Origin of the sequence: Pseudomonas sp. DY-1 (assembly GCF_003626975.1) — a bacterium.
Taxonomy (GTDB): domain Bacteria; phylum Pseudomonadota; class Gammaproteobacteria; order Pseudomonadales; family Pseudomonadaceae; genus Metapseudomonas.
On sequence record NZ_CP032616.1, the window covers coordinates 4,793,982 to 4,812,790 of the forward strand.

Sequence of the window (18,809 nt, forward strand, 5' to 3'; positions counted from 1 at the left end):
CATGGCTGAAAGACTGCCGCCGGCAATTTTCCTCATGGGCCCCACGGCCGCTGGCAAGACCGACCTCGCCCTTGAGCTGGCGCGAACCCTGCCTTGCGAGCTGATCAGCGTCGATTCGGCATTGATCTATCGCGGCATGGATATCGGTACCGCCAAGCCGGACAAGGCGACCCTGGCCGAGTTTCCCCATCGCCTCATCGATATCCGCGACCCAGTCGAGAGTTACTCGGCTGCGGAGTTCCGCAGCGATGCCCTCTCTGCAATGGCAGAAATTACGGCCAGGGGACGGATTCCACTGCTGGTGGGTGGGACCATGCTGTATTACAAGGCGTTGCTGGAGGGTTTGGCGGACATGCCCAGCGCCGATCCAGATGTGCGCGCCGAGCTGGAGGCTCGTGCCGCCCGCGATGGTTGGGATGCGCTGCATCGGGAACTGGCGGAGGTCGACCCGGAGTCCGCAGCTCGTATCCATCCCAACGATCCCCAGCGATTGACCAGGGCGCTTGAAGTCTACAAGGTCAGCGGGCTCACCATGACCGCCCACCGACAGCAGCAGGCTGCGCAAAATACGGCCGGGAACGCGCCAGGAACGGCACATTTGCCGTATACTGTCGCGCACTTGGCTATTGCGCCGGCACAGCGTCAGGTGTTGCACGAAAGAATTGCGCAACGATTTCGCCTGATGCTGGAACAGGGGTTCATCGAAGAGGTCGAAGCGCTGCGCTGCAGAAGTGACTTGCATGCAGGGCTACCGTCTATAAGAGCGGTTGGTTATCGCCAGGCCTGGGATTATCTGGATGGCGCGCTGACCTGGAGCGAGATGGAAGAGCGCGGCATCATTGCTACCCGCCAACTCGCCAAACGACAGTTCACCTGGTTGCGTAGTTGGTCCGATCTGTTCTGGTTGGACAGTCTGGCTTGCGACAATCTGCCGCGCACCTTGAAATACCTGAAGTCGGTCTCCATATTGAACTGAGACCTCGCCGGTTACCGTCTATCCTTGGGGGTAGGGCGGGACCAGTCATTTTTCTTGTCATTTGAAAACTAAAAATTTTTCCCTAAAGGAGTGCGGCACATGTCAAAAGGGCATTCGCTACAAGACCCTTACCTCAATACCCTGCGTAAGGAGCGCGTACCGGTTTCCATCTATCTGGTGAACGGCATCAAGCTGCAGGGCCAGATCGAATCCTTCGACCAGTTCGTGATTCTGCTGAAGAACACTGTCAGCCAAATGGTCTACAAGCACGCCATTTCCACTGTGGTACCGAGCCGCCCAGTACGTCTGCCCAGCGCTTCCGAGCAAGAGCAGCCTGAGCCGGGTAACGCCTGATAGGAGACTGCTTTGTTTTTCGAACGCCCTGGTGGTGGTGAGCGAGCCATCCTGGTTCATCTGGAAGGCCAAGATCCCGAGGCGCGCGAAGACCCGCAGGAATTCCTGGAACTTGCTCGTTCGGCCGGTGCGGATACAGTGGCTTTCGTCTCTGTTTCCCGTCACCAGCCAACGGCCAAGTATCTGATCGGCAGCGGCAAGGTCGATGAGTTGCATGACCTGGTCAAGGCCGAGAAAGCTGAACTGGTCATTTTCAATCACACCCTTACGCCCAGTCAGGAGCGCAATCTTGAGCGCGCTTTTGAATGTCGGGTCCTCGACCGTACCGGTCTGATTCTCGATATCTTCGCCCAACGTGCCCGTACCCATGAAGGCAAGCTGCAAGTCGAACTGGCCCAGCTTGAGCACATGAGTACCCGCCTGGTGCGCGGCTGGACTCACCTTGAACGCCAGAAAGGCGGTATCGGTCTGCGTGGTCCGGGTGAAACCCAGCTGGAAACCGACCGTCGTCTGCTGCGTGTGCGCATTCGCCAGATCAAGCAGCGCCTGGAAAAGGTACGCAGCCAGCGCGAACAGGCCCGGCGGGGGCGCAGGCGCGCGGATATTCCATCGGTGTCCCTGGTTGGCTACACGAACGCCGGCAAGTCCACGTTATTCAATTCGCTGACCGCTTCCGAGGTCTACGCGGCCGACCAGTTGTTCGCGACCCTCGACCCGACCCTGCGTCGGCTTGAGCTGGATGACCTAGGGCCGATCGTTCTGGCCGACACGGTCGGATTCATCCGTCACCTGCCGCACAAGCTGGTGGAAGCCTTCCGGGCTACCCTAGAAGAATCGTCCAACTCCGATCTCCTGCTGCATGTTATCGATGCTCACGAGCCGGAGCGCATGTCGCAGATCGAGCAGGTGCTGGCAGTGCTGGGTGAAATCGGTGCCGAAGGCCTGCCTATGTTGGAGGTCTACAACAAGGTCGACCTGCTGGTGAACGTCGAGCCGCATATCCAGCGCGACGAGGACGGCAAGCCCGAGCGGGTTTGGCTGTCGGCGCGCGATGGTAGTGGCCTCGAGTTGCTGGAACAGGCGGTGGCAGAGTTGCTGGGCGACGACCTCTTCGTCGGTACCCTGCGTCTGCCACAGCGTTTTGGTCGGTTGCGGGCGCAGTTCTTCGCCTTGGGTGCGGTGCAGACCGAGGAGCACAATGAGGCTGGGGACGCTCTTCTCGCAGTGCGTCTTCCGCGCGTTGAACTGAATCGACTGGTCAGTCGGGAAGGCTGGCAGCCGAGCGAGTTTCTTGAGCAACACACTTTGCAATAAAGCCCGCTGAGGTGGTTTTGCGGCGGGCCTCGGGCTTGGGTAGCATGGGCGGGCGCGCCGTGGGCGCGCCTTTGCTTTATCAGTATGGAGAGCGCTATGGCTTGGAATGAGCCGGGTGGCAACTCGAATAACCAGGATCCCTGGGGTGGGCGCCGCGGTGGCGACCGCAAAGGGCCACCGGATCTGGACGAGGCCTTCCGCAAGCTGCAAGACAGCCTGAACGGATTGTTTGGCAGCGGCAAGAAACGTGGCGGCGGCGACGAAGGTGGCGGCAGGTCGGGCGGTTTCGGTCTGCTCGGCATCGGCCTGGCCTTGCTTGCCGTGGTCTGGCTGTACAGCGCGGTTTATGTGGTAGACGAGCAGGAGCAGGCCGTGGTGCTGCGCTTCGGCAAGTATTACGAGACTGTTGGTCCTGGCCTGAACATCTATTTCCCGCCGTTCGACCGCAAGTTCCAGGAGAATGTCACCCGCGAGCGTGCTTACAGCAAGCAGGGGCAGATGCTCACCGAGGACGAGAACATCGTCGAAGTACCGCTCACCGTCCAGTACAAGATCAGCAACCTCCAGGACTTCGTGCTGAACGTAGATCAGCCTGAAGTCAGTCTGCAGCACGCCACCGAAAGCGCCCTGCGCCACGTAGTGGGTTCCACCGAGATGGACCAGGTGCTGACTGAGGGTCGTGAGCTGATGGCCAGCGAGATCAAGGAGCGCCTGCAGCGTTTCCTCGACACTTATCGCACCGGTATCACCGTCACCCAGGTCAACGTACAGAGCGCGGCTGCCCCTCGTGAAGTTCAGGAAGCCTTCGATGACGTGATCCGTGCTCGTGAGGATGAACAGCGTGCCAAGAACCAGGCAGAGGCCTATGCCAATGCAGTGGTCCCCGAGGCTCGTGGCCAGGCTCAGCGTATCATCGAGGATGCCAACGGCTACCGCGATGAAGTTGTTGCCCGCGCCGAAGGTGAGGCTGACCGCTTCACCAAGCTGCTAACCGAGTACCACAAAGCGCCGGAAGTCACGCGCCAGCGTCTGTACCTCGAAACCATGCAGGACGTGTTGGCCAATACCAGCAAAGTGCTGGTTTCCGGTAAGGACGGGCAGAGCAACTTGCTCTACCTGCCGCTAGATAAAATGATCGACAGCCGCGGCGCCGGTCAGGCTCCGGTTGCTCCGGCAGCCTCGGCCGCTGGTAGCGGCGGCGATCTCGGTTCGCGTGTCGCCACTGACTTACAGCAGCGCAATTCGCGTTCCAGGGAGAGTCGCTGATGAGCAATAAATCGCTGTTTGCCCTGATCGGCGGCGTGGTTGTGGCTCTGCTTCTGTGGAGCAGCCTGTACATCGTGTCGCAGACCGAAAAGGCCGTGCTCCTGCAGTTCGGCCGCATCGTCGAGGCTGATGTTCAGCCCGGCCTTCACTTAAAGATTCCGTACGTCAACCAGGTGCGCAAGTTCGATGCCCGTCTGCTGACCCTGGACTCGCCGACACAGCGCTTCCTCACGCTCGAGAAGAAGGCGGTGATGGTGGATGCCTACGCCAAATGGCGAGTGGCTGATGCCGAGCGTTTCTACACTGCAACTTCCGGCATGAAGCAGATTGCCGACGAGCGTTTGTCTCGCCGTCTGGAAGCAGGTCTGCGCGACCAGTTCGGTAAGCGTACCCTGCATGAAGTGGTGTCCGGTGAGCGTGATGCGCTGATGGCAGATATCACGTCCGCCCTCAATCGCATGGCCAACAAGGAGTTGGGCATCGAGGTCGTGGACGTGCGGGTGAAGGCCATCGACCTGCCCAAGGAAGTCAACCGCAGCGTATTCGAGCGAATGAGTACCGAGCGGGAGCGTGAGGCTCGTGAGCATCGCGCCAAGGGCTCCGAGTTGGCGGAGGGTATTCGTGCAGACGCCGACCGTCAGCGCCGTGTCCTGCTGGCCGAGGCCTATCGTGAGGCAGAGGAAACTCGTGGTGATGGCGATGCCAAGGCGGCTGCCATCTATGCCAAGGCATATGGGCAGGACCAGGAGTTCTACGCTTTCCACCGCAGCCTCCAGGCTTACCGTGAAAGCTTTGCTAACAAGACCGACGTGATGGTGCTCGATCCCAATAGCGATTTCTTCCGCTATCTGGACAAGGCCACGCGCTGACACAAGTCTCCCGGCGGACGCTCATCGTCCGCCGGGGTGACCGCCAGGGAAAACGTGTTATCATGGGTCAGCCGGGAAATCCCGGCTTTTTTGCGTCCGCGGGAATCATGTGGCAGGAACTCGGCATTGCGTTTTGTCTGATGCTGGTGCTGGAAGGCATCCTGCCCTTCCTCTATCCGCGCCGTTGGCGCGCCGCGGTACTTGGGGTGGCAGAGTTCAAGGACCGCCATCTCCGCCTGATGGGCCTGTCCAGCATGTTGCTGGGGACTGGCCTCCTTTATCTGCTTCACTGATGGCTTGCCGCCCGGCTGAGAGGGGATTGGCGAAATGGCAACGGTAGATCGCTGGCTGCTGCCAGACGGTATCGAAGAAGTACTGCCGCCCGAGGCGGCACGCATCGAGGCAGCCCGCCGCCAGGTGCTGGACCTGTTCCAGCGTTGGGGCTACGACTTCGTGGTCACTCCGCACATCGAATATCTCGAGTCCCTGCTGACCGGTGCCGGCCAGGATCTCGACCTGCGCACATTCAAAGTGACCGATCCGCAGTCGGGTCACTTGATGGGATTTCGTGCAGACATCACACCGCAGGTTGCGCGCATCGATGCTCATACCCTGCGTCGCGAAGGTCCGAACCGCCTGTGCTATGCCGGCAGCGTGCTGCACGCCAAGCCGCGGGCACTATCCACTTCGCGCAGTCCGATACAGCTGGGCGCTGAACTTTACGGCGACGCCAGCCCGGCGAGCGACGTGGAAGTCATCAGCCTGATGCTGGAGATGCTCGAGCTGGCCGCCGTGCCGGACGTGCATATGGATCTCGGCCATGTCGGCATCTATCGCGGGCTGGCCAAGGCCGCGGGCCTGTCTGGTGAAGTCGAGCGCAGCCTGTTCGACGCCCTACAGCGCAAGGCAGTGGACGAGGTGGCCGAGCTCACCGAAGACCTGCCCCGCGAACTGGCCTCCATGCTCCGCTCGCTGGCCGAACTCTGCGGTGGTCGTGAGGTTCTGGACTTGGCTCAGGGGGTGCTGATGGATGCCCCGGAAGACGTCCACCGCGCGCTGGATGAGCTGATTGCCATCGCTGACGCGCTGGAACTGCGTTATCCGGAGTTGCCGCTGTACTTCGACCTGGGTGAGCTACGCGGTTACCACTATCACACCGGGGTGGTCTTCGCCGCCTTCGTGCCGGGCGTTGGGCAGTCCATTGCTCAAGGCGGGCGCTATGACGACATCGGCGCCGACTTCGGTCGTGCCCGTCCCGCCACCGGTTTCTCCACCGACCTGAAGACCCTTGTGACCTTGGGCAGCATGTCGTTGGAGCAAGAAATTTCCGGTATCTGGGCGCCAGACAGCCATGACCCGTACCTGTGGTACGAGGTCAAGCGCCTCCGCGCTGATGGTCAGCGTGTGGTGCAGGCGTTGCCGGGCCAGGAAGCGGCGAGCGCGCAGGAAGCCGGCTGCGACCGCCAGCTCGTTTTGAGTGCTGGGCGCTGGCAGGTGGAGTCGCTTTCCTAGGAAGTGGTTTCAGGGTCGGTGCAGAACTGCCGGCCATTAACGAGTTTCCGTGTTTTCCGCCGGCAGCTGCCGGCATCGAGCTTCTGCGAAGAGGACAAGTGTTATGGGTAAGAATGTCGTAGTCCTGGGCACCCAGTGGGGTGATGAGGGTAAGGGCAAGATCGTCGATCTGCTGACCGACCAGGCTGCCGCCGTAGTGCGTTACCAGGGCGGCCACAACGCTGGCCACACCTTGGTGATCGACGGCGAGAAGACCGTGCTGCACCTGATCCCGTCCGGCATCCTGCGCGAGAATGTCGAGTGCCTGATCGGCAACGGCGTAGTCGTTGCGCCCGATGCTTTGATGCGTGAAATCACCAAGCTGGAAGAGAAAGGTGTGCCGGTGCGTGAGCGCCTGCGCATCAGTCCGGCTTGCACCCTGATCCTGCCGTACCACGTGGCCTTGGACCAGGCTCGCGAGAAGGCTCGCGGCGACGCCAAGATCGGCACCACCGGTCGCGGTATCGGCCCGGCGTACGAAGACAAGGTCGCTCGTCGCGGCCTGCGCATTGGCGACCTGTTCCACCGTGAGCGCTTTGCGGCCAAGCTGGGCGAGCTGCTGGACTACCACAACTTCGTCCTGCAGCACTATTACAAGGAGCCGGCGGTCGACTTCCAGAAGACCCTGGACGAGGCCCTGGCCTACGCTGAGCTGCTCAAGCCGATGATGATCGACGTCGCTGCACGCCTGCACCAGCTGCGCAAGCAAGGCGCCTACATCATGTTCGAAGGCGCTCAGGGCTCGCTGCTGGACATCGACCACGGCACCTATCCGTACGTCACCAGCTCCAACACCACTGCTGGCGGCACCGCCACCGGTTCCGGCTTTGGTCCGCTGTACCTCGACTACATCCTCGGTATCACCAAGGCCTACACCACTCGTGTGGGTTCTGGCCCGTTCCCGACCGAGCTGTTCGACGAGACCGGCGCATTCCTGGCCAAGCGTGGTCACGAGTTCGGCTCCACTACTGGTCGTGCCCGCCGCTGCGGCTGGTTCGATGCAGTGATCCTGCGTCGCGCTATCGAAATCAACAGCATCTCGGGTCTGTGCCTGACCAAGCTGGACGTGCTGGACGGCCTGGAAACCATCCGTATCTGCACGGGCTACAAGGACCTGAACGGTGAGGTTCTGGTGGACGCGCCGACCGATGCCGACAGCTACATCGGCCTGCAGCCGGTCTACGAAGAGCTGCCGGGTTGGAGCGAATCCACCGTCGGCGCCAAGAGCCTGGAAGAACTGCCAGCCAATGCCCGCGCCTACATCAAGCGTGTGGAAGAGCTGGTGGGGGCGCCCATCGACATCATCTCCACCGGTCCCGACCGTAACGAGACTATTGTCCTGCGCCACCCCTACGCCTGAGTCTCCTGACTCCCCCGAAGGGCCGCCATGTGCGGCCCTTCGTCGTTTCGGTGACCGCGAATGTCGCGCTACCGGTCGGCACGTACCTTGCTGGCACTTTATAAATCCAGGTTGTCGCCGTTATAGCGGTAACGGTCGTAAAGGAGTCACAAGTCGTGTCAGCCATCCTGTCGTTGTTGCAAAGCCGATTGCTTCGTCCGGTCTTCATTGCTCTGGGCATTGCCCTGCTGGTGCAGGTGCTGGTGGCCGTTGCCCTTACGCGGGGCACCGTGAACTCTCTGGTGGATGAACTGGGCGCGCGCCTGGGTGGGGACACCCAGCGCCTGACGGGGGATCTCGAACAGGCCGGACAAGAAGTTTCCGGTAGCCTGAGCGCTCTCTCCGCCAAGACCCGTGAGCGCCTGGGGGCTGCCTTGAGTGGGCGACTCCAGCAGGAGCAGGGGCAGTTGCGCCAGACTCTGGAGCAGAGCCTTAAGGAGTCGGCCAACGACCTCGCCCAATTGCTTGCGGCTGTGGCTCCTCGGGCCATGTGGGACAACGATGTGCCCACCCTCTCCGAGTTCGCCCGTAGAGCTCAGCGCAATCCCAATGTGCTCTTCGTTGTCTACGATGATGCCAATGGTCAGCACCTGACGCGTTACCTCAATCGCGAGAACCCGCAGATCAAGGCGCTGCTGGCCAAGGGGCAGGGCGATCGTGCGTTGGACAAGGTGTTGAGTGCGGCGGCGAGCGATTCTTCCGTCTACCTGGTGGAGGCGCCCATCAGTCCCAATGGTGTCGAGATCGGCAAAGTCCGCATGGGCGTCTCGACCGCGGCGGTGGAAGAGCAGTTGAAGGCGCTGGACCAGCGATTCGCCGCTCTGATCGCAAGCGGCGGTGAACTGGTGAGTGAGAGTCTCTCTGGTGCTGCCAGCGAGAGCAGTGCGGTCCTGACTGCTCGCCTGCAGTCGGCTCGCGAAGCTGCCGGCAGCATGAGTGTGGGCACACGCCAGGCGGTGGAGTCAGCGGCGGCTGAGTTGCGTTGGCGTATCGGCCTGGGCCTGGCGTTGGTCGGCCTCGGCGTCCTGCTGGTGCTGGCCGTGGTGCTGGGGCGCCGTGTGGTAGTGCGACTTCGTTTGCTGATCAATGCCTTGAACGATCTGGCTGCGGGCGAGGGCGACCTGACGCGTCGCGTCAAGCTCGACAGTCGCGATGAGGTGGGTGAGATGGCCACTGCGGTAAACCGTTTTGTCGACAAGTTGCAGCCCATAGTTCGTGAGGCGGGTGATGTGGCGCAGCGCACTGGGGTGGAGATCCGGGCGCTGTCCGAGCGCAGCCAGTCGGCCGAGGCCGCTGCACACCGTCAGCGCAGCGAGGTGGAGGGCAGCCTGAGTGCGCTGGCCGGGATGGCGGCGGAAGCCCAGGCCGAGAGCCAGGCGATGCAGGATGCCTTGCGCCAGGTGGGCGAGATCCGTCAGGCGGCCCAGGACAACGCAGCCATCGCGCGCAAGGTTGGAGGCTTGATCGAGAACCTGGAGGCGCGCGTGCAGAACGGTTCCGAAGTAATCGAGCGACTGGCGCGGCAGAGTCAGCAGATAGAAATGGTGCTGTCGGTGATTCATGGCATTGCCGAACAGACCAACCTGCTAGCGCTGAACGCGGCGATCGAGGCGGCGAGGGCGGGAGAAAGTGGGCGTGGTTTTGCCGTCGTCGCCGATGAGGTGAGGGCGCTGGCCAGCAAAACTCAGCAGTCCACGGGCGATATCCAGGAGCACATCGTGGCTCTGCAGACGGGGGCGCGTGAGGCGGTGTCGGCGATTTCCCAGGCGCGTGAGCGTGCGGTAGAGGGGTTGGAGGCGTTACGTGACAGCGAGCGCCTGCAGCAGAGCGTGCAGCAGGCCGTGGAGCAGGTGCATGGTGCAGTGCAGGCGGCCGCTCGTGCGGCGGAGCACCAAGCGACGGGGGCCGATGGCGTGCGTGGGCGGGTCGATGTCATCCATATCGAGGCGAGCCGGGCCGCCGAAGCGGTGGCGGCGACTGCCAGCAGCGGGCGTGTGCTCGCTGGTTTGGCTGATCAGCTGAAGGCCAGCCTGGGTCAGTTCAAGGCGTAATAGGGGTGGTCGGAGGGGGCGAGGCGCAGGCTTGGCCCCGAATCTTGCGGTAGTTGCGGAATTCCTGGAAGCCAGAAAGCACAAAGCCGAGCATAGCTCGGCTTTGTTGAAGAGTGGTGCCCAGGAGAAGACTCGAACTTCCACGGTGTTGCCACCGCTAGGACCTGAACCTAGTGCGTCTACCAATTCCGCCACCTGGGCACATTGCGATGATTGCTCATCGACTTATACGGTGTTCATCGTTGAACGACACGGAACCGTACAGTCCGTTAAATGCGAAACTGAGCATTGCGGCTCGGTTTTTGAAAATGGTGCCCAGGAGAAGACTCGAACTTCCACGGTGTTGCCACCGCTAGGACCTGAACCTAGTGCGTCTACCAATTCCGCCACCTGGGCACTTCAGGATGCGATGATCGCTCATCTGCTTCCTTCACAACGTCTCAGCGACGCTGTGGGCGCGAACTATACGAGCCGACTTTTGTGTTGTAAACCCCTGAGCGCGAAAAAAATTATTCTTCGGACTAAGCTGACCGACAATCGGAATTCGCGCTTCAATAAGACACATGGCAAATACATCTATGGATAAAAAGGTGATCACCCCCTGATGGCCGATTGGCAGAACCTCGACCCCGAGGCCGCTCGTGAGGCGGAAAAATACGAGAATCCCATCCCCAGCCGCGAATTGATCCTGCAGCGCCTCGACGATCGCGGCGCCCCGGCCAGTCGGGAGCAACTGGTGGAGGAGTTCGGCTTGACCACCGATGAGCAGCTCGAAGCGCTGCGTCGTCGACTTCGCGCCATGGAGCGCGATGGACAGCTTATCTATACCCGCCGCGGGACCTATGCACCGGTGGACAAGCTCGACCTGATCTGTGGTCGCATCAGTGGTCACCGCGATGGTTTTGGCTTCCTCATTCCTGACGACGCTTCCGAAGACCTCTTCCTCAGCCCCGCGCAGATGCGCCTGGTGTTCGATGGCGACCGTGCCCTGGCGCGGGTTTCCGGTGTTGACCGCCGTGGTCGCCGCGAAGGTGCCCTGGTGGAAGTGATCGCGCGCGCTCACGAAACCCTGGTCGGCCGCTTCTATGAAGAAAGTGGCATTGCCCGGGTGGTGGCCGACAATCCGAAGATCCAGCAGGAAGTCCTGGTGCCCCAAGGCAAGCAGGGCGCGGCCAAGCACGGCCAGTTCGTCCAGGTGAAGATCGATCAGTGGCCGAGCAGCTTCCGCCTGGCCCAGGGCGAAGTGGTCGAGGTGCTGGGCGAATATATGGCGCCGGGCATGGAGATCGAAGTCGCCCTGCGCAGCTATGACATCCCGCACGAATGGCCGGCCGCCGTGGTCAAGGAAGCGGCCAAGCTAAAGCCCGAAGTGGCCGAGAAGGACAAGGAAAAGCGTATCGATCTGCGCGACCTGCCTCTCGTCACCATCGACGGCGAAGACGCCCGTGACTTCGATGATGCCGTTTATGCCGAGGCCCGCAAGGGCGGCGGCTGGCGCCTGGTTGTCGCCATTGCCGACGTTTCTCACTATGTAAAGGTGGGCTCGGCGCTGGATGAAGAAGCGACCAATCGTGGCAACTCGGTGTACTTCCCGGAGAAGGTCATCCCAATGTTGCCCGAGGTGCTTTCCAATGGCCTCTGCTCCCTGAATCCGCTGGTGGATCGCCTGGCGATGGTCTGCGACATGACCATTTCCCGCGCTGGCAAGCTGACCGGGTACGAGTTCTACGAGGCGGTCATCCACTCCCATGCACGGCTCACCTATACGAAGGTCAGCCAGTTCCTGGAGACCCCGGAATCCGCCGAGGCTGAGCAGTTCGCCGAGCAGTTGCCGCATCTCGTCAAGCCGCTTCAGCAGCTCTACAAGCTCTACAAGGTACTGTTGGCGCAACGTCAGGTGCGTGGGGCCATCGACTTCGAAACCCAGGAAACCCGCATTGTCTTCAGCGCCGACCGCAAGATCTCCGAGATCCTGCCGACCCAGCGCAATGACGCGCACAAGCTGATCGAGGAGTGCATGTTGTGCGCCAACGTGGCCACGGCGCGCTTTCTCATGCAGCACGAGATTCCGGCGCTCTATCGCGTCCATGACGGTCCGCCGAGCGAGCGCCTGGACAAGTTGCGGCAATTCCTCGCCGAACTGGGGCTGTCCCTCAACCGCGGCAAGGACGAGCCGACGCCGAGCGACTATCAGGCGCTGCTCGAGAAGATTCGCGAGCGTCCCGACTATCACCTGATCCAGACGGTGATGTTGCGCTCACTCAGTCAGGCCGTGTATAGCCCGGACAACGAGGGGCACTTCGGCCTCAACTACGACGCCTACACCCACTTCACGTCGCCCATCCGGCGCTACCCGGACCTGCTGGTGCATCGCGCCATTCGCAGCCTGATCCGCTCCAAGCGCGAGAGCGTGCATGTGCAGCGGGCCGGTGCGCCGAGCATGCCCAAGGCGCGTATCTACCCCTACGACGAAGTGCGCCTGGTCCAGCTCGGCGAGCAATGCTCGATGACCGAGCGGCGTGCCGACGAGGCGACGCGCGATGTCACCAACTGGCTCAAGTGCGAGTACATGCGTGATCGCGTGGGCGAGACGTTCCCCGGCGTGATATCGGCGGTGACTGGCTTCGGCATCTTCGTCGAGCTGATCGACATCTATGTCGAGGGCCTGGTGCACGTGACCGCCCTGCCGGGGGACTACTACCACTTCGATCCCATCCATCATCGCCTGTCCGGCGAGCGTTCTGGCCGCAGCTTCCGTCTGGGTGACGAGGTGGAAGTGGTGGTCGCGCGGGTCGACCTGGATGAGCGCAAGATCGATTTCGAACTCTCCGACAACGTCCTCACCGTACCGGTCGGCCGCAAGAATCGTGGCACCGACAAATCCGCCCCGGTCAAAGGCAAGGCCAAGGCTGCAGAGCCCAAGGTCGGCAAGGGTCGCAGTCGAGGTGCTAAGGGTGCTGCTCGCCACGCCCAGCGGGACACTCCCCAGCAGGAACCGAGGGCGGCCGTGGCGTCGCGTCGCCAGCGAACCGGCAAGGTGCAGGCGCTGCCGGCGGTTCCGCCGGAAATGCTCGCCCAGGCTGAGGAAATGCTTGGCAATACCGATGTGGACAAGAGCAGGGCCATGAAACAGGCGCTGCTCAGCGAGGCCCGTCAGGGTACCAAGGCCAGTAAAGGTACGCGCCCCGCGCAGAAGGCCCTGGAAAAACCAGGCAATGGCGCAGCCAAGGCTGAACCCAGGCCGCCGAAGAAGAAAGCCAAGGCGGCGAAGGCCAAGGCCGCCAGCAAACCCACGAAACACCGCAAAGGTCCGCCAAAACCCAAGGCGCCTGGTAGCAAGGTCAAGAAATGAGTCAGTTGGAAAAGGTCTACGGAGTACACGCCGTGGAGGCGCTGCTGCGCCATCACCCCAAACGCGTCAAGCAGCTTTGGCTCGCGGAAAGCCGGCATGATCCGCGGGTCCAGGTTCTTCTCGACCTGGCAGGGCAGCATCGCATCGCGGTTGGCCACAAGGATCGGCACGAACTGGACGAGTGGGCCGAAGGCGTCCATCAGGGCGTGGTGGCCGAAGTCAGCCCCAGCCAGGTCTGGGGCGAGAACATGCTCGACGAACTGCTTGAGCGCACCCCGGGCGCGCCCTTGCTGCTGGCCCTGGATGGTGTCACCGATCCGCACAACCTCGGTGCCTGTCTGCGCACCGCCGATGCAGCCGGCGTGCTGGCGGTGATCGTGCCGAAAGACAAGTCCGCCACCCTCAACGCTACGGTGCGCAAGGTCGCCTGCGGCGCGGCGGAAGTCATGCCGCTGGTGGCGGTGACCAACCTGTCACGTACCCTCGAGAAGCTGCAGAAGAAGGGGTTGTGGGTGGTTGGCACTGCCGGTGAAGCGGAGCAGGAAGTCTATGAGCAGGACATGACCGGGCCGACGGTGCTGGTCATGGGCGCGGAAGGCAAGGGCATGCGCCGCCTGACCCGCGAGCATTGCGATTACCTGGTCAAGCTGCCCATGGCCGGCAGCGTGAGCAGCCTCAACGTCTCTGTCGCCACCGGCGTCTGCCTGTTCGAGGCAGTACGTCAGCGCCGCACCCGCGCCTGATGCAGGCTTGCCCCGGGCAGCGTCGCCGCTGTCCGGGGCTGTTCAAAGTTTCGCCAATTTACCTTGCGCGGCATTCAGCCCTTCTCTAGAATGTCGCCCCTTGCCGTGGGGGCAGGCTTGCGCACGTCCCCGGCCCGGCAAGCCCAAACGAGATATTCACTCCTTGCCTGACCACGATGTTGGCAGGCTACAACCCGTAAGGAGCATTTATGCGTCATTACGAAATCATCTTCCTGGTTCACCCGGACCAGAGCGAGCAGGTTGGCGGCATGGTTGAGCGCTACACCAAGCTCATCGAAGAAGACGGTGGCAAGGTTCACCGCCTGGAAGACTGGGGCCGTCGTCAGCTGGCCTACGCCATCAACAACGTTCACAAGGCTCACTACGTGATGCTGAACGTTGAGTGCAGCGGCAAAGCCCTCGCCGAGCTGGAAGACAACTTCCGCTACAACGACGCCGTCATCCGTAACCTGGTCATCCGTCGCGACGAAGCCATCACTGGCCAGTCCGAGATGCTCAAGGCCGAGGAAAACCGCAACGAGCGCCGTGAGCGCCGTGAGCGCGTTGAGACTGACGCTGTCGCCGAAGGCGAAGACAGCGACAACGCTGACGAGTAATCCACGGATCTATTGAGGAGCCAAGTTCATGGCACGTTTCTTCCGTCGTCGTAAGTTCTGCCGTTTCACCGCTGAAGGCGTGAAAGAGATCGACTTCAAGGATCTCAACACCCTGAAGGCATACGTCTCCGAAACCGGCAAGATCGTTCCGAGCCGTATCACCGGCACCAAAGCCAAGTATCAGCGTCAGCTGGCTACCGCTATCAAGCGCGCCCGCTACCTGGCCCTGCTGCCCTACACCGACAGCCACGGCCGTTGATCTCGGTCGGTCGACCTAGGTAAGGGATAGATCGCAATGCGCGCTCTGGCGGAATTCATCATGCGCGGCCGTGTGCAGGCCACCCTCGTGGTGGCGGGTGCAGCGGCACTGCCCCTGATGTTCTGGCTGAGCGCAGCCGCAGGTTGCCTGGTGCTGCTGCGGCGTGGTGTGAACGATGCTCTCGGCATCATTGCCTGGGCCTTGCTGCCAGCTCTTGGCTGGTGGTACTTCGGCGAACCGCGCACCTTGATGGTGCTGGTCGGTGCGTTGGGGTTGGCCTTGGTACTGCGTTCCAGCGTGTCCTGGACGCGGGTGCTGATGATCAGCGTGGCGCTTGGTCTGTTGTACGGCCTGGTGCTGGGCGCGGTGTTCCGCGAACCCATTGCCGCCATGGCGGGTGAGCTGCAGAAGCTCATGCCGCAGGTGATGGGTGGCGTCTATTCGCAATTGGCGGATGACGAGCGAGCGCGTCTCGGAGCCATGGTCGCGCCGGTCCTGACCGGCCTGATCGCTGCGCTGCTGCAGCTGGTCAGCGTGCTGAGCCTGACGCTCGGCCGCTACTGGCAGGCAGCCTTGTACAACCCCGGTGGTTTCGGCAGCGAGTTTCGCGCACTGAAACTGCCGCCGGCACTGGCATTCGGCCTGCTGGCCGCCATGCTGCTGGGTCCGAACCTGGGCCTGGAGCTGGCGATGCTGACACCGATCTGCAGCGTGCCGCTGGCTTTTGCCGGCCTTGCCCTGGTGCATGGTCTGGCGAAGCAGGGTGGGCTGGCCGGTTTCTGGCTGGTAGGTCTGTACGTGTCGCTGTTGCTGTTCATGCAGTTGGTCTATCCGTTGCTGGTGGTTTTGGCCATCGTCGACAGTCTGATTGATTTTCGCGGTCGCAAGGCGCGCAAGAATGGCGCCGGTCCCGCGAACGGTGAAGGTTAAAAGTTAAGAGGTAAGACCCAAATGGAAGTCATCCTGCTGGAAAAAATCGCCAACCTGGGCAACCTGGGCGACAAGGTGAACGTAAAGGCCGGTTACGGCCGTAACTTCCTGCTGCCGAAAGGCAAGGCCACCGCTGCTACCGCTGCGAACGTTGCTGCGTTCGAAGCTCGCCGCGCTGAGCTGGAAAAGCAGGCTGCCGACAAGAAGGCTGCTGCCGAAGCCCGCGCTGCCCAGCTGTCCGAACTGGAAGTGACCATCACTGCCAGCGCCGGCGACGAAGGCAAGCTGTTCGGTTCCATCGGCACCCACGACATCGCTGACGCCCTGACCGCCGCTGGCGTTCCGGTTGCCAAGGCCGAAGTCCGCCTGCCGAACGGCACCATTCGCCAAGTTGGCGAGTACGACGTTGCTCTGCACCTGCACACCGACGTTGAAGCTGCGGTCAAGCTGATCGTGGTTGCCGGCTAAGCAAGCCGTCGAAGTGAGCTTGCACTCAGGTGCGAGCTCGCTAACATCGGGCACGTCATTGCGAAAGCGGTGACGTGCCCGATGTCTTTCCAGCCCGAGAATTTTCCGAGCCCATGAACGAAATCACTGTCCCGGAACAGTTCGACCTGCAAACCGCTGCTCTCAAGGTGCCGCCGCACTCCATCGAGGCCGAGCAGGCCGTCCTCGGGGGCCTGATGCTGGACAACAATGCCTGGGAGCGTGTGCTCGACCAGGTGTCCGACGGCGACTTCTATCGCCATGATCATCGGCTGATCTTCCGCGCCATCTTCAAGCTGGCCGAACGCAACATGCCGTTCGACGTGGTCACCCTGTCCGAACAGCTGGACAAGGAAGGCCAACTGTCACAGGTCGGCGGCCTGGCCTACCTCGGCGAACTGGCGAAGAACACCCCGTCCGTGGCCAACATCAAGGCCTATGCCCAGATCATTCGCGAGCGCGCCACCCTGCGCCAGCTGATCGGCATCAGCACGGACATCGCCGATAGCGCCTATTCGCCTCAGGGGCGGACCGGCGAAGAGATCCTCGACGAAGCCGAGCGGCTGATCTTCCAGATCGCCGAAGCGCGGCCCAAGACCGGCGGCCCGGTGGGCATCAATGACATCCTGGTCAAGGCCATCGACCGCATCGACGAGCTGTTCAACAACGGCGATGCCATCACCGGCCTGTCCACCGGTTTCAATGACCTGGACAATCTGACCAGCGGCCTGCAACCGGCCGACATGATCATCGTCGCCGGCCGTCCATCCATGGGTAAGACGACTTTCGCGATGAACCTGGTGGAAAACGCCCTGATGCGCAGTGACAAGGCGATCCTGGTGTATTCGCTGGAGATGCCCTCCGAATCCATCGTGATTCGTATGCTCGCGTCGCTCGGGCGCATCGACCAGACCAAAGTCCGTGCCGGCCGCCTGGACGATGACGATTGGCCGCGCCTGACTTCCGCAGTCAACCTGCTCAATGATCGCAAGCTGTTCATTGATGACACCGCCGGCATCTCGCCCTCCGAGATGCGCGCCCGTACCCGCCGTCTGGCACGCGAGCACGGCGAGATTGGCCTGATCATGGTCGACTACTTGCAGCTGATGCAGATTCCCGGTTCCAGTGGCGACAGCCGGGTGAACGAGATCTCCGAGATATCGCGCTCGCTCAAGGCTCTGGCCAAGGAGTTCAACTGTCCGGTGATCGCCTTGTCCCAGCTGAACCGGGGTCTTGAACAGCGTCCGAACAAACGCCCGATCAACTCCGACCTTCGCGAATCCGGTGCGATCGAGCAGGACGCCGACATCATCCTGTTCGTGTACCGGGATGAGGTGTACCACCCCGAGACCGAGTTCAAGGGGGTGGCCGAAATCATCATCGGCAAACAGCGTAACGGCCCGCTGGGTACCGCGCGACTGGCTTTCCTCGGCAAGTATTCTCGCTTCGAGAACCTCGCGCCGGGGGCCTATCAGTTCGAAGACGAATAAGCTGCAGGTCAATGAATGCGGGCGCCCAGGCGGTATGATGGGCGCCCGTTTTCGTTCATGAGCCCGTCTCAATGCGCCCGCTGATCGCTGCCATCGACCTTTCCGCCATTCGCCACAACTACTCCATTGCCAAGCGCTGTGCCCCAGGGCGGCAGGCCTTTGCGGTGGTCAAGGCGAATGCCTACGGCCATGGCGTGCGTGAAGTGGTCGCGAGCCTGCGCGGTGAAGCCGATGGCTTTGCTGTTGCCTGCCTGGAAGAAGCCGCCGAAGTGCGCGCCCTCGACGACGAAGCGCGGGTGCTGTTGCTGGAGGGCTGCTTCGAGCGGGCCGAGTATCACCTCGCCGCCCAGCTCGGGCTGGACATAGTTGTGCAAGGTCCCGAGCAGGCCGAGGCATTGCTCGCCGCCGCAATCGGGCGGTCGCTGAATGTCTGGCTGAAGCTGGACTCCGGCATGCACCGCCTGGGGTTCACCCCGGACGCGCTGCGTCACTGGCACGCTCGCCTGCGTGCTGCCGCCCAAGTGGCGGAGCTCAACCTGATCAGCCATTTCGCCTGCGCCGACCTGCGTGGCCATTCGCTCAACGAGGTTCAGCTGGAAGCCTTCCACGACCTGTTCGAGCTCGACTTCGACCAGCGCAGCCTGGCCAACTCTGCTGCGATCCTGACCATGCCCGCCTCCCATATGGACTGGCTGCGTCCCGGCATCATGCTCTACGGCGCCACGCCGCTGTCGGACCTCAGCGCCACCGAACTGGGCTTGAAACCTGCCATGAGCCTTAGCGCCCAGCTGATTGCCGTCCGTGAGATAGCTGTCGGGGAAACCGTGGGCTATGGCGCGACCTGGGAAGCTACCCGACCGTCGCGCATTGGCACCGTCAGCTGCGGCTATGCCGACGGTTATCCGCGTCACGCGCCTAGCGGCACGCCGGTGGTGGTCAATGGCCGTCGCGTGCCTCTGGTAGGGCGGGTGTCCATGGACATGCTGGCGGTGGATCTCAGCGAGTTGCCGGATGCACGTGTCGGTGACTCGGTGGAACTCTGGGGCGCGCAACTCTCGGTGGATGAGCTAGCCCAGGCCTGCGGCACCATCGGTTACGAGCTGCTGACCAAGGTCACCGCGCGCGTGCCGCGTCGTTACCTGGCCTGATCCC

General features: G+C 62.2%; 17 protein-coding genes and 2 tRNA genes. 17 read left to right on the forward strand and 2 right to left on the reverse strand.

Annotated features, from left to right (window positions below):
* Position 1 precedes the first annotated feature (1 nt).
* From miaA to D6Z43_RS22545, 9 genes are all read left to right on the forward strand, one after another.
* Positions 2–976 carry a tRNA (adenosine(37)-N6)-dimethylallyltransferase MiaA gene (gene miaA / locus D6Z43_RS22505; RefSeq protein ID WP_120654241.1) on the forward strand — a complete coding sequence of 325 codons (975 nt, stop codon included), beginning with the start codon at positions 2–4 and terminating at the stop codon, positions 974–976.
* Between the two features lie 99 nt (positions 977–1,075).
* Positions 1,076–1,330, forward strand: coding sequence for an RNA chaperone Hfq (gene hfq, locus D6Z43_RS22510; protein ID WP_003453015.1), 255 nt, complete (start codon positions 1,076–1,078; stop codon positions 1,328–1,330).
* Positions 1,331–1,342: 12 nt separating this feature from the next.
* Entirely contained in the window at positions 1,343–2,644 is a 1,302-nt protein-coding gene (hflX, locus tag D6Z43_RS22515; RefSeq protein ID WP_120654242.1) for a ribosome rescue GTPase HflX, read from the forward strand.
* A 96-nt stretch (positions 2,645–2,740) separates the two neighbouring features.
* Positions 2,741–3,910, forward strand: coding sequence for an FtsH protease activity modulator HflK (hflK, locus tag D6Z43_RS22520; protein WP_120654243.1), 1,170 nt, complete (start codon positions 2,741–2,743; stop codon positions 3,908–3,910).
* Complete coding sequence (gene hflC, locus D6Z43_RS22525; protein ID WP_120654244.1) at positions 3,910–4,779, forward strand: protease modulator HflC; 870 nt, start codon at positions 3,910–3,912, stop codon at positions 4,777–4,779. The genes hflK and hflC overlap by 1 nt, the downstream gene beginning before the upstream one ends.
* Positions 4,780–4,886: 107 nt before the next feature.
* Positions 4,887–5,072, forward strand: coding sequence for a DUF2065 family protein (locus D6Z43_RS22530; RefSeq protein WP_077523748.1), 186 nt, complete (start codon positions 4,887–4,889; stop codon positions 5,070–5,072).
* A 34-nt stretch (positions 5,073–5,106) separates the two neighbouring features.
* Positions 5,107–6,291: an ATP phosphoribosyltransferase regulatory subunit gene (locus tag D6Z43_RS22535; RefSeq protein WP_120654245.1), complete on the forward strand. Its 1,185-nt coding sequence runs from the start codon at positions 5,107–5,109 to the stop codon at positions 6,289–6,291.
* A gap of 103 nt (positions 6,292–6,394) precedes the next feature.
* A complete protein-coding gene (locus D6Z43_RS22540) occupies positions 6,395–7,690 on the forward strand; it encodes an adenylosuccinate synthase (RefSeq protein WP_120654246.1) in 1,296 nt (431 codons plus the stop codon).
* A 155-nt stretch (positions 7,691–7,845) separates the two neighbouring features.
* Positions 7,846–9,780, forward strand: coding sequence for a methyl-accepting chemotaxis protein (locus tag D6Z43_RS22545; protein WP_120654247.1), 1,935 nt, complete (start codon positions 7,846–7,848; stop codon positions 9,778–9,780).
* A gap of 114 nt (positions 9,781–9,894) precedes the next feature.
* Here the strand turns inward: D6Z43_RS22545 and D6Z43_RS22550 are convergent.
* Together D6Z43_RS22550 and D6Z43_RS22555 are read right to left on the reverse strand one after the other, a co-directional pair.
* A tRNA-Leu gene (locus D6Z43_RS22550) sits at positions 9,895–9,981 on the reverse strand.
* A 108-nt stretch (positions 9,982–10,089) separates the two neighbouring features.
* Positions 10,090–10,176 (reverse strand) — tRNA-Leu (locus D6Z43_RS22555).
* 208 nt (positions 10,177–10,384) lie between these two features.
* On the opposite strand from D6Z43_RS22555, the gene rnr reads away from it, so the two are divergent.
* From rnr to alr, 8 genes are all read left to right on the forward strand, one after another.
* Positions 10,385–13,132: a ribonuclease R gene (gene rnr / locus D6Z43_RS22560; protein ID WP_120654248.1), complete on the forward strand. Its 2,748-nt coding sequence runs from the start codon at positions 10,385–10,387 to the stop codon at positions 13,130–13,132.
* Complete coding sequence (gene rlmB, locus D6Z43_RS22565) at positions 13,129–13,875, forward strand: 23S rRNA (guanosine(2251)-2'-O)-methyltransferase RlmB (RefSeq protein WP_120654249.1); 747 nt, start codon at positions 13,129–13,131, stop codon at positions 13,873–13,875. The genes rnr and rlmB overlap by 4 nt, the downstream gene beginning before the upstream one ends.
* A gap of 209 nt (positions 13,876–14,084) precedes the next feature.
* Entirely contained in the window at positions 14,085–14,492 is a 408-nt protein-coding gene (gene rpsF / locus D6Z43_RS22570) for a 30S ribosomal protein S6 (protein WP_120654250.1), read from the forward strand.
* A gap of 28 nt (positions 14,493–14,520) precedes the next feature.
* On the forward strand, positions 14,521–14,751 hold the full coding sequence (gene rpsR, locus D6Z43_RS22575; protein WP_016495030.1) for a 30S ribosomal protein S18: 231 nt from the start codon (positions 14,521–14,523) through the stop codon (positions 14,749–14,751).
* Between the two features lie 36 nt (positions 14,752–14,787).
* Positions 14,788–15,681, forward strand: a complete 894-nt coding sequence (locus D6Z43_RS22580; protein WP_120654251.1) for a hypothetical protein — start codon at positions 14,788–14,790, stop codon at positions 15,679–15,681.
* A gap of 21 nt (positions 15,682–15,702) precedes the next feature.
* Positions 15,703–16,149, forward strand: coding sequence for a 50S ribosomal protein L9 (gene rplI, locus D6Z43_RS22585; RefSeq protein WP_120654252.1), 447 nt, complete (start codon positions 15,703–15,705; stop codon positions 16,147–16,149).
* A gap of 113 nt (positions 16,150–16,262) precedes the next feature.
* Positions 16,263–17,657 carry a replicative DNA helicase gene (gene dnaB / locus D6Z43_RS22590; protein WP_120654253.1) on the forward strand — a complete coding sequence of 465 codons (1,395 nt, stop codon included), beginning with the start codon at positions 16,263–16,265 and terminating at the stop codon, positions 17,655–17,657.
* A 71-nt stretch (positions 17,658–17,728) separates the two neighbouring features.
* Positions 17,729–18,805 carry an alanine racemase gene (gene alr / locus D6Z43_RS22595; RefSeq protein ID WP_120654254.1) on the forward strand — a complete coding sequence of 359 codons (1,077 nt, stop codon included), beginning with the start codon at positions 17,729–17,731 and terminating at the stop codon, positions 18,803–18,805.
* The last annotated feature ends 4 nt before the right edge of the window (positions 18,806–18,809 follow it).